The organism is Microcoleus sp. S28C3, assembly GCF_036700785.1.
GTDB lineage: Bacteria > Cyanobacteriota > Cyanobacteriia > Cyanobacteriales > Microcoleaceae > Microcoleus > Microcoleus asticus.
On the sequence record NZ_JAUBPO010000154.1, the window covers coordinates 1 to 11,705 of the forward strand.

At 49.7% G+C, this 11,705-nt stretch carries 6 protein-coding genes; 3 read left to right on the forward strand and 3 right to left on the reverse strand.

Annotated features, from left to right (window positions below; translation table 11 throughout):
• Window positions 1–211: 211 nt before the first annotated feature.
• Window positions 212–4,093, reverse strand: coding sequence for a PAS domain-containing protein (locus tag QUA13_RS29350; RefSeq protein ID WP_445242757.1), 3,882 nt, complete (start codon window positions 4,091–4,093; stop codon window positions 212–214).
• Between the two features lie 62 nt (window positions 4,094–4,155).
• Window positions 4,156–4,476: a helix-turn-helix transcriptional regulator gene (locus QUA13_RS29355; protein ID WP_333204223.1), complete on the reverse strand. Its 321-nt coding sequence runs from the start codon at window positions 4,474–4,476 to the stop codon at window positions 4,156–4,158.
• 586 nt (window positions 4,477–5,062) lie between these two features.
• Here QUA13_RS29355 and cruF point away from each other — a divergent pair.
• Both cruF and cruG read left to right on the forward strand, forming a co-directional pair.
• A complete protein-coding gene (gene cruF / locus QUA13_RS29360; RefSeq protein ID WP_333204225.1) occupies window positions 5,063–6,004 on the forward strand; it encodes a gamma-carotene 1'-hydroxylase CruF in 942 nt (313 codons plus the stop codon).
• Between the two features lie 251 nt (window positions 6,005–6,255).
• Complete coding sequence (gene cruG / locus QUA13_RS29365; RefSeq protein WP_333204227.1) at window positions 6,256–7,467, forward strand: 2'-O-glycosyltransferase CruG; 1,212 nt, start codon at window positions 6,256–6,258, stop codon at window positions 7,465–7,467.
• A gap of 88 nt (window positions 7,468–7,555) precedes the next feature.
• Here the strand turns inward: cruG and QUA13_RS29370 are convergent, their stop codons facing one another.
• On the reverse strand, window positions 7,556–11,530 hold the full coding sequence (locus QUA13_RS29370) for an Ig-like domain-containing protein (RefSeq protein ID WP_333204229.1): 3,975 nt from the start codon (window positions 11,528–11,530) through the stop codon (window positions 7,556–7,558).
• On the opposite strand from QUA13_RS29370, the gene QUA13_RS29375 reads away from it, so the two are divergent.
• Window positions 11,517–11,705, forward strand: a 189-nt coding sequence (locus QUA13_RS29375) for a hypothetical protein (protein ID WP_333204231.1), incomplete at its 3' end; no start/stop codon positions are given. The two genes, QUA13_RS29370 and QUA13_RS29375, sit on opposite strands and share 14 nt — an antisense overlap.

Sequence of the window (11,705 nt, forward strand, 5' to 3'; positions counted from 1 at the left end):
TTTTTATGTATGACTGTACTTTAAGCCTTGGATAGCTTTCCTCGCCACTCACCCCAAAAAACTGTCCGGACTGTTGGTATGGGGGAAATCGAGTTTATTAACAGGGGATACGGGCTGCAACTCTGATTAGATTAGTTTCTCGGCCTCTTTGTCGCCCTCCCAGCTTAATTAGGCAAGATTTGAGAGCCAGGTGGCGTTTAGTTTGCCTGATTTAGCCTGATGATAATAATTTTGTGATAATCGCGACCACTACTTCGGGGTCAACAGGTTTGGCAAGATGACGTTGAAAGCCTGCTGCGATCGCCTGCTGTCGATCCATCTCTCCAGCATAGGCTGTGAGGGCGATCGCTGGAATTTGTCCGCCTTGCTCGATCGGCAGGCTGCGAATGTGACGCATCAGCATATAGCCATCCATTTCTGGCATCCCAATATCACTGACAACGATCTCTGGAACCGCTTGGGAAAATGCTTGCAGTGCTTTGGTTGCAGAGGCAACGCTGGTGACGGTCGCCCCCGCTTGTTCTAAAACAAACGCTACAAACTCGCGTGAGTCTGCCTCATCATCCACAACTAAGACATGAATGCCACTTAAATCTCCGGTTGAGTCCGATGGCTGCTCGATCGCTGGCAATTCACGAGAGCGAGGCGCAAGCGGAATGCGAACTGTAAAGATAGCTCCTTGTCCTTCACCAGGGCTCTCAACCGCGACTGTTCCCCCATGCAGCTCTACAATTTGCCGCACGATTGCCAGTCCTAATCCCAATCCCCCAAACTTGCGGGTGGTGGCTCCATCTTCTTGCCGAAAATGCTCGAAGACATAGGGCACAAAATCAGAGCGAATCCCTTTGCCAGTATCGGTAACTTGAACTTGAGCGTGCGTTTCATCCAAAGTGAGGGTGATAGCGACTTGTCCCTGGTGAGGTGTAAATTTGACTGCGTTAGACAACAGATTCCAGACCACCTGCTGCAACCGCCCAGCATCGCCGATTACGATGCCAACACTGGGTAAAATCTTTGTATTAATTTGAATGGATTTCGCTTCTGCGGCCAAGCGAACTGTTTCTAGGGCTTCAGAAATGACGGCACTGAGATCGACAGGCATCACGGTTAAACTGAGTTTGCCGCGCAAAATCCGGGAGATGTCGAGCAGATCGTCAATCAGTTGCACTTGGAGTCGGGCGTTACGCTCGATCGTCGTCAATGCCGTTGCGGTTTTTGCCGCATCCAGTTGTCCTTGCTGCAAAAGTTTTGACCAGCCAAGAATCGGATTGAGGGGCGATCGCAATTCATGGGACAGCACCGCCAAAAACTCATCTTTAATCTGGTTGGCGCGATCGGCAGCTTCTCGTGCAACTTGCTCTTGCGCCAGCAGTCGTTCCCGTTGAGTTTCAGCTTGCTTTTGCTTCGTGATATCACGTGAAATTGCCACCAGTTGAGTCACCTCCCCAGCGCTATTCCGCACGGGCGTGATGATGCTATCCCACGACTTCGGTGTACCTTTGTGAGTGGGAAGATAGCCTTGAAACTGACCTGTATTGCCTGCTTTGGCAGCCGCGATCGCACTCTTGGCATTTTCATAATTTTCGCCTTTCCAAAAGTCAAGCCAGCAGGCGTTCAGAACCAGCGTTGGATCGTCGATTTCCAACAGGCGCAACCCGCCTGGATTGATATAGACGATTTCGCTGTTGAGCGTCAAAACTTTAATGCAATCCTTGCTGCTCTCTAAAATGCGTTGCTTTAGCTCCTCACTGTCGCGCAAGGCTGCTTCGGCGCGGGCGCGTTCGACTGCCGCCCAAGTGCGCTCGGCTACTTCTTCCGCCAAGAACACCTCGTCCGGCGTCCAAGTTCGCGACCCGGATGCGTGAACTGCCAGCCCCGCTACGAACTCGCCCCCCTTGAGCAGGGGTATGCCGATGTAGGCACCGATCTGAATCGCGGCGTAAGCCGATCGCTGATCTGGGGACAGGTTGGGATCGGCTTCCACATCGGACGCGGACACGGCGCGACCACTGCGGTACGCCGCGAGCAGCTTGGGGCCGAACGAATCCACCGAGTAACCGCCAGCGAGTGGTTCAGCTCCATTGACGTAATCGCGCTCGACGACGTAATCAGCGCCGCGAACCTCAAAGTACGCTACCCTGTTCGCGCCGAGATATTCGCCCAGCACGCGGCTGGCTGTAGCCTGAATCTCCACGGGATCGGCAAGCGGACGCAGCGCGTCGGCGAGAGAGACACGGAAAGCATTAAATTCAGCGTTTCGCCGCAACATTTCTTCTGCCCGTTTGCGATCGCTAATATCTTTGAAGACGACTGCCACTTTTCGCGCTTGAGCTTCACCCGTGCGACAGGCATACACCTCGAACCAACGGTTCAGTGCTTTAGCATAATTCTCAAACTGAAGCGGTTCGCCCGTTATCGCGATTCTGCCATAAATTTCAAACCAATGCTTCTCATGATCTGGGGCGAGTTCAAGCATCCGCTTGCCCACTGCCTGCACCAATCCTGATTGTTGTTCAAACGACGGATTGACTTCTAAAAAGCGGTAGTCAATCGCGCGATCGTCTTTATCAAACAGCATCTCGATGATGCAAAAGCCATCGCCGATCGACTCAAACAGCGTCCGGTAGCGTTCTTCCGATTGACGCAGGATTGCAGCAGTTTGAATCTGCTCGGTAACATTGTTGAAATAAACGGTGATACCGTTTGGGGCGGGGTAGGTGCGAACTTCGTACCAGCGATCGTGGTCGGGGTAAAACGCGGTCAATGACGCAGCCACACGATCGCGCATGGCGCTCAAGTAAATCCCTTCCAACTTATTGCCAATCAGTCCTGGATACTCTTCCCATAAATTTTTGCCAATCAAATCGCCTGGAGCGCGATCGAACAATACTCCGGCGGAGCGATTGACGTAGGTGAACCGCCAGTTGTCATCCAGGGCAAAGAACGCTTCAGCGATGCTCTCCAGAATATTCCGAGTCTGCTCCTCACTTTCGCGCAAGGCTTGTTCTGCCCGTTTGCGATCGGTGATGTCTCGCGTCACGCCTGCTACTGCATCTACTGCACCGTTTATGCCAAAAAGCGGTACAAAAATGTATTCATAGGCGCGTGTGCCGATTGCGCTAGTGTAGAGCGATTCATCCTTGAGCGGCTGGCGCGTGGCGATCACCTGTTCAATCTGTTGCTGATGTCGGGTCACTAAATCGGTGGGATAATCCAGCTCAAAAAAGTTCTTTCCCAAAGCTTCATCCGAAGTTTTCTGCCAAAGATTGAGCAACGCCGGACTGACATACGTGAACCGTCCCGCCAAATCAAAGGTGTAAATAAAATCGGGAATAGCAGCTACGATCGCGTCGAATTTCCGCAGTTGCTGTTCGAGTTCGCTGCGGCTCTCGTGTAATGCGGCTTCAGCACGGGCACGCTCGACGGCTGCCCACGTTTGCTCTGCTGTTTCCTCGACTCGTCTCACCTCGTCTTCCGTCCACGAGCGAGGGTTTGCCTGATGCACCGCCAGCAAGGCGACGAATAGATCGTTCTTAATCAGCGGCACATCAATATGCGCGGCAATATCGATCGCTTGATAACTTGCCTTCTGGCTGGCTGTGTATTTAGGGTAGTTCGCCACATCGGGAACGATCGCTGTTCGCCCTGCTCGATGGTCGTCTGTCAGGTTGCGTCCGAAGTCTTCCAGATGGTACAGGCCACTCAATTCGGCAACGCCGTTCGTGTAGTTTTTATGAACGATGACTTCCTTGCCGCCGGGTAACACTTCAATATAAATGACGCGGCTTGCTCCTAGAGAATCGCCCAGAATGCGGGCAGCGGTTGCCTGAATCTCATTGGCATCAGTCAGCGGGCGCAGCGCATTGGTGAGCCTGACTCGAAACGCATCGGCTTCTTGGGCAGTTTCATGCAAGGCATCTGTGGAGGGGCGCTCCTCTGGCAGATTAGATTCTAGCTGCGTCTTGTCTGGCTGCTGGGTGCGATCGAGTTCGGTCAACAGGATCTGCACAGCCGTTTTCAGGCTGTCCGACCAAGTTTCGACAGCACCCAGCGGTGTTTGCGACCAATCGTGCGATCGCATCAACATCGCCATCTCGCTCTCGCCTGCGAATAAGTTTTTAGGATCTGCCTCCTCTACTGCATCACTCACACGCCCTACCTCTGTGAAAAATACTGAGCCAAAAGCTTTTTGCTGCCTTCTCGAACGACGATTGAAGAGGATTGACCCAGTTCCGCAACCAGCGTCCGAATTTGCCTTAAGGCTAAAGGGGAGGGTTGAATCCGTTTATTTTCCCAACGATTAATCGTCTCGTAAGCAACACCCAGCGATTCTCCGAGTTGCACTTGGGTGAGTTGGGTTAGTTGCCGAAGTTCGCGAATAAGATGGCTAACCTCTGGTTGCACCAGTACAACACATTGTTTGGACACCGAACTTTTAGAAGATTTCATACAGTTTAAGTACATGGCATCTGTCATATCCAATATCCGCTAAAAAGTAAGCAGGCCGATCTCCCTGAAGAAGGAGTTCTTAAACCCCATCGACAGTCTTGTACTTACGGGATGTTTAGATTCACTGCTTGTATTGATTGAAGTGAAGTTCGCGGAACTCAAACAAATTTCCAGCCCAAACAGAGCATAGAACTAGCTTTATAGAACCCATTTTGGATCTTTTCTTAAAAAATAAGGCGGACAAACCAGCCGTCTCAGATAACTCAATAGCCACAAGACGAGAGATCGTGGGGCGATGGCGGCCAAAGATTTGAAATCCCAATGCCACAAGGCTTACGGTTATAACGACAGATCTCAAATGGGTTCTATAACGGATAGAAGCCGAGGGAAGAAGGGCATTCCGCACTTATGCCACCAATCCCTCGCCAAAAAACCGGGTTTCTTAGAAAAATAAGGGGTTTAGCAACGAGGTAGTAAGTCAGGAACCGGGTTTGTCGGCCCTGGGTGTAAGTTTTGGAAAAATGCCGATCGCCAGTTCGTGTTCGTTTTTTGTTAAAGATTTGTAAACTGTTAGGAAGTGCTTTCCGCATCTAATATTTTTTCGAGGAGTCCCATGAAGCAACTTTTGATTGCTGAGCGCTTTTGCCTGATTGCCCACGTCTTGTCAATGGCTTTTGGATTGGCAGGGTTGCTGCTGATTTTACCCCGTCCCGAATTGGTGATGAGTTTGCCACCAGCAGGGCAAACGCTATTCCAGTGGGGGATGGCTGGGGGTGGAGTAGTTTATATCATCTTTGGTGCAGCAGCAGTTGCTCTCTATGCCTTTCGGACGTTGGGTTGGGGTGCAACTCTGGCCTTTTTACTGCCTTCTGTGTTTTTGTCCTTGAGTAGCGAGTTGTTGGGAACGAGTACGGGTTTTCCTTTCGGCCACTACCATTATTTGAGCGGTTTGGGCTACAAAATAGCAGGGCTGGTTCCGTTTACAATTCCCCTCTCGTGGTTTTATCTGGGACTGGTTTCCTATGTAATTGCTCGCGCTGGAGTAGCGGGCGGTAAAGGTAAGCTCAACTGGGTGCGTCAAATAGGGGCGATCGCCCTTGGTGCTTTGCTGCTAACAGCTTGGGATTTTGTACTAGATCCGGCGATGAGTCAAACTTCTGTGCCTTTTTGGGAGTTTGAGGAAATTGGGGCTTTCTTTGGGATGCCTTACCGCAATTTGGCTGGCTGGATGGGTACGGGGGCGCTATTTATGTCTGTAGCAGCTTTCTTGTGGAGAAAAACACCCATTAAATTAGAGCGATCGGAATTGGGTTTGCCCTTAATTGTTTATTTGGTAAACTTTGCTTTCGGAGCAATTATCACTGTAACTTCGTTGGATTCTCGGTTCTGGTTCCCGACATCGCTAGCGGTGCTTCTGGGCGTAGTTCCGGCGATCGCGTTAAGCTGGATCGCTAAACCCGCAGCAGGTTACGTAACAGAAACAATGCCGTCTTTGGATACATCTGTGCTCGCGGCTGAAATTCCACCTCAGCCCGTGGGCGTTTTGCGTAAGTGAGTTGCTAGTGAGCAACAGCGGCTGATTTAGCAAAAACTTACACTAATTTTTGAGCTAGTTTAAAAACCCGGTTTCTTGTAGAAACCGGGTTTTTCAGCGGCGATATTTTCATGCCCAATTCCTGTAATATGTTTGAGGCAAAAATTTTATTAAATTTTTAAAATTGATACCAATTACAAAAAAATCAACTGTAAATAAGCTCCCAACCCATATCCAGTAAGTCATTCCCAATTCTTCAATTCTTCAATAGCATGGTTTTCCCGATCGCCCCTCACCTGTTCTCCCAACCGCTGACAAGTATCATCGCTGTCGCACTCCTGCTGCTGCAATTGCCCGCCGCAGCCCTTCTTATGTCGCGTCTGATTAAAGGCCCATCGCGCATCCCGCCCCTGGAACCGGATTCGCCGACGCTGGATTTGTTAGGTGCTTGTACTGCGGTAGTACCGACTTTGAACGAAGCCGATCGAATTTCGCCTTGTTTGGAAGGATTAACCAGCCAAAGTTACGAACTCCGAGAAGCGATCGTGGTTGACAGCTATTCGGTAGACGGAACCGGAGATTTAGTCAAAGCAGCAGCACAAAAAGACCCCCGGTTTCGCTTGATTAACGACGATCCGCTGCCGGCGGGTTGGGTAGGGCGTCCCTGGGCGCTGAATGCAGGCTTTTTGGCAAGTTCGGAGAAGTGCGAGTGGATTTTGGGGATAGATGCGGATACTGTGCCGCATCCGGGTTTGATTGCGAGTTTGCTGAAGACGGCGGCGGCTGGAAATTACGATTTGATTTCGCTGTCGCCGCAGTTTATCCTCAAGTATCCGGGGGAGTTGTGGCTGCAACCTGCTTTGTTAATGACTTTGGTTTATCGGTTCGGGCCGACGGGCACTGGCGGGGATGTGCCGGAACGGGTGATGGCGAACGGTCAGTGTTTTCTCTGCAAGCGCGAGGTTTTGGTGGCATTGGGGGGCTATGAGGTGGCGAGGGGTTCGTTTTGCGATGATGTGACTTTGGCTCGCTATGCGGCTGCTAAGGGTTTTAAGGTGGGCTTTTTGGATGGGGCTAAGGTGTTGAAGGTACGGATGTATGAGGGGGCGATCGAGACTTGGAATGAATGGGGTCGATCGCTGGATTTGAAAGATGCTGCTTCGGGCGGTCAAATTTGGGGCGATTTGTGGCTGTTGCTGGCGGTTCAAGGTTTGCCGGTGCCGATTGTGTTGTGCTATTTGCTGTTTGGTTCGCTGCCGCCGGTTGGTGTATTTCCGCACTTTTGGCTGTTGGGATTGAATGTATTTTTGGTTGCAGTGCGATCGGCTTTGTGTTTGGCGATCGCCCCTTCCTACGATACAACTCAGGCATCGGGTAAATGGCTGTTTTGGCTGTCACCTTTAGCCGATCCGCTGGCGTTTTTGCGTATTCTAATTTCTGCTTTAAATCAGCCTACTCAGTGGCGCGGCAGGAAGTATGAATAATCGTTAAATTTTTGCTAGACCTTTTAAAATTGGTAGAAGTACGATCGCCCTTTTGGATCGAACGGGTGATCGTGCTTTCCTTCCTTCCCTAAATCTGCCGGAAATTCACGGCTGTTATCAAATTAGCACTCACTCCAATCATCACACCTAACTCCTCTCCTGTCAAGAGATTTTTGATGAGAGTTCCCTGATTATTTTGAGTTATTGCTAACTGGCTAAAACTCAAACCTCCGGTTAGTGCGATCGAATCTTGACCAAAGGTAAAATCAGCGATCGTGTCAAATCCTCGATCGGCTTTTAAGGCAAAGATATCGTTGCCGCTACCGCCAATAAAACTATCATTGCCCAAGTCTCCGTAAAGAATATCATCACCTTGACAACCAGTGAGAGTATCGTTATCTTCGCCTCCGTAAATAGTATCATTTCCTTCACACCCTCCCAGGATATCTGCTGATTCGTTACCGCTGATAAAATCATCGCCAGCGCCGCCACAGATGGTATCCGAACCCTGACTGCCAAATAGGGAGTCCTCACCTTGACTACCAAGCACTATGTCATTCCCCTTGCCTCCAAATAAGGTCTCACTACCCTTACCCCCATCAATAAAGTCATCATTTCTATTCCCATAAACGATGTCATCATCTTCGCGGCAATTTATCGAGTCATTGCCTTTGCCTCCGAAGATTAGATCCTTGCCCAAGTTGCCAAGAATGATGTCATTATTTTCATCTCCAAATAAGATGTCATTGCCACTACCACCGCTGATAAAATCATTGCCTGTGTTGCCGTTGAGGATGTCGCTGCTATCGCCACCATATAAGTTGTCATCCCCGGATTTGGCATCGCATATATTGCCGCTGTTACTACCCAGTAATTCATCGTTTTTGGCAGTGCCTATTTGAAGTGCGGATACACCGAGTATGGTGTTTTCAACTGCATTCGGTTGGTTTAAGTTGGGATAGGAAATTTTGTCGCAGATGCAGTCATCATTCGGAATGTTATTAGTTATTGGCGTTACCGATGGTGTTGGCGTCGGCGTCGGTGTCGGCGTTGGTGCGGGTGTCGGTGTTTCCGCAGGCGTTGGTGCGAGTATCGGTGTCGGTATTGGCGTTACCAATGCTGCAGGAGTTGGCGTTGTGACGGGAGTTGGTGTTGTGACAGGAGTTGGCGTTGTGACAGGAGTTGGTGTTGTGACAGGAGTTGGCGTTGTGACGGGAGTTGGTGTTGTGACAGGAGTTGGTGTTGTGACAGGAGTTGGCGTTGTGACGGGAGTTGGTGTTGTGACAGGAGTTGGTGTTGTGACAGGAGTTGGTGTTGTTACCGGAGTTGGTGTGGTGACAGGTGTTGGTGTGGTGACAGGTGTTGGTGTTGTTACCGGAGTTGGCGTGGTGACGGGAGTTGGTGTGGTGACAGGAGTTGGCGTTGTTACCGGAGTTGGCGTGGTGACGGGAGTTGGTGTGGTGACAGGAGTTGGCGTTGTTACCGGAGTTGGTGTGGTGACAGGTGTTGGTGTGGTGACGGGTGCGGGAATATTCACGCCAAAAGTACCTAAACTGCTAGTAGCAGACAAGTTGCCAACAGCATCCTTCACCTGCGATGCTTGCAAATTAACTGTGTAAGTACCATTGTCAGCATTATCCCAAATTCCACCAGGCGGAGTAAATGAATATGTTGTTGTACGCGGCGTACCATTGCTATTAATATCAACACTAACAAAGGTAGCAGGAAGATCGGCACCTGACCAATTTACAACAACATCAGAATCATCTAAACTGCTAACATCAACTCCACTACTATCGCTGAAAGTAACTGTCAATGTCTGACTTGTACCACCCGCTGTAGTAAGGTTAGAAATTGCAGCCAAGTTAGCAGTAGGTGCGGTGACATCAACAATAGGTGTGGTGACATTAGCAGTGCGAGTCAGTTGAGTTGCTGCGGTATTGTTATTACCCGCTGTATCCGTTGCTTTGGCAGCAGGGACATCAACTGTGACATTACCACTAGCAGCGGGAGTGACATCAAAGGTGTAAGTTTTGGCATCAACTTTAACAAAGTTATCGACAGTCGCATTGGCTACGGTGATATCAGTATTATCAAAGCCGGTGACATCTTCATTAAAGGTAGCGGTGACGCTAAATAAACCAGTTACTGTTGGTGTGGAAGTTGATGTTAAGGTAACTGTTGGTGGGGTGATGTCAGGTGTGGTGATATTAGCAGTGCGAGTCAGTTGAGTTGCTGCGGTATTGTTATTACCCGCTGTATCCGTTGCTTTGGCAGCAGGGACATCAACTGTGACATTACCACTAGCAGCGGGAGTGACATCAAAGGTGTAAGTTTTGGCATCAACTTTAACAAAGTTATCGACAGTCGCATTGGCTACGGTGATATCAGTATTATCAAAGCCGATGACATCTTCATTAAAGGTAGCGGTGACGCTAAATAAACCAGTTACTGTTGGTGTTGAAGTTGATGTTAAGGTAACTGTTGGCGCTGTAGCATCATTCGTGCGAGTCAGTTGCGTGGCTGCGGTATTGTTATTACCGACTGTATCCGTAGCTATTGCCGCAGGGACATCAACTGTGACAGGGCCATCAGCATTAGGTGTGACTGTAAAAGTATAATTGCTGCCGCTTCCTGCAAAATTGCTAACAATGCCGTTAGTAACATTTACTCCTGTTGCACTAAATCCTGTGACGCTTTCGCTGAATGTTGCTGTGACTAAAAATGGTGCGTTTGTGTTTGTTGCGGAAGTTGATGTTAAGGCAACTGTTGGTGCGGTGATGTCGGCGGTGCGAGTCAGTTGCGTGGCTGCGGTATTGTTATTACCTGCTGTATCAGTTGCTATTGCCGCAGCGACATCAACTGTGACATTACCATCAGCAGTGGGAGTCACATCAAAGGTGTAAGTTTTAGCATCAACTGTGACAACGTTACCGATAGTCGCATTGGTGACCGTAATATCAGTATTATCAAATCCGGTGACATCTTCACTGAATGTTGCTGTGACTAAAAATGGTGCGTTGACTGTAGTTGTGGAAGTTGATGTTAAGGCAACTGTGGGGGCTGTAATATCAGCAGTACGAGTCAGTTGAGTGGCGGCGGTATTGTTATTACCCGCAATATCAGTGGCTGTAGCAGCAGGGACATCAACGGTGACAGCGCCATCAGCATTCGGTGTAACGGTAAAATTATAAGTTGTGCCGCTACCCGTGAAATTGCTAATCGTACTGTTAGTAAGATTAACGTCGCTGGCAATAAATCCTGTGACGCTTTCGCTGAAGGTTGCTGTGACTAAAAATGGTGCGGTTGTGGTTGTTGGGGATGCGGATGTTAAGGTAACTGTGGGGACAACGGTGTCTACAACTATGGCTTTGCTATTTGCTAAAGACTGCCCCGCAGGAATAGTCAATGTTGTTGCATTATTTCCCGCAGCATCTCTTAATGTTGCACCGACTGCTAAAGTGATCCCAGTTGAGTTGAGGTCGGTGCTATTTTGTCCGGCTGCTGGAGTGTATGTGCCCACAGCAGATGTGCCTGTGAAAGGTGTAATAGTGACAGTACCACCTGTGTCTAAGGCGACTGTCATGTTACCGTCGGCTAAGGTAACTGCTTCGCTGAAGTTGACGGTGACATTGATGTTGCCAGTTGTGTTGTAACTGCCATCGGCGGTGGTAGAGGTGACACTGGTGATGGTGGGTGCAAGAGTATCGATAACTATGGCTTTGCTACCGCCGAGGGAATTAGCGGAGGCTAAGGTGGGGAGGGTTAAGATGGCATTCACAGCCAAATTATCTTGAATTGTGCCGCCGTTGAGAGTGAGGGCACTTGTCGAGAGGTATTCTAAGTCGGCAGAGGTGTCGCCTGCTTGGACTACATAGTTGAATGTGAGGGTCGTACCGCCGCTACCGCTAGCATATGTGGCAAATTGGTCAGTTGTGCCGGTTTCTAGTTGCAGTTGGGGTGCGCCGGTGACGGTGACAACAGCATCGAAGGTGACGGTGACGGCGATGGTGGAACCGACGCTATAGCTGCCGTCAGCAGTGGTGGCGGTGACAACAGTCACTTTGGGGGTAGTGTTGAGCAAGATGAAGGCGGTTCTGCCACCTTGGGTCGCCAAAGCTAAGTCAGGTTTGCCGTCGTCATTGATGTCGCCGATACTGACAGTAGACCTCTTGCGAAATTCTCAGGCGATCGCTAATTTATCTTCAAAGAAAGTTCATAATTATAAATACCAGCAA

Excerpts from the sequence above, each read along its gene's own strand:
- QUA13_RS29350 (WP_445242757.1), bottom strand. The coding sequence starts at position 4,093 with ATGGCGATGTTGATGCGATCGCACGATTGGTCGCAAACACCGCTGGGT.
- QUA13_RS29355 (WP_333204223.1), bottom strand. The coding sequence starts at position 4,476 with ATGACAGATGCCATGTACTTAAACTGTATGAAATCTTCTAAAAGTTCG.
- cruF (WP_333204225.1), top strand. The coding sequence starts at position 5,063 with ATGAAGCAACTTTTGATTGCTGAGCGCTTTTGCCTGATTGCCCACGTC.
- cruG (WP_333204227.1), top strand. The coding sequence starts at position 6,256 with ATGGTTTTCCCGATCGCCCCTCACCTGTTCTCCCAACCGCTGACAAGT.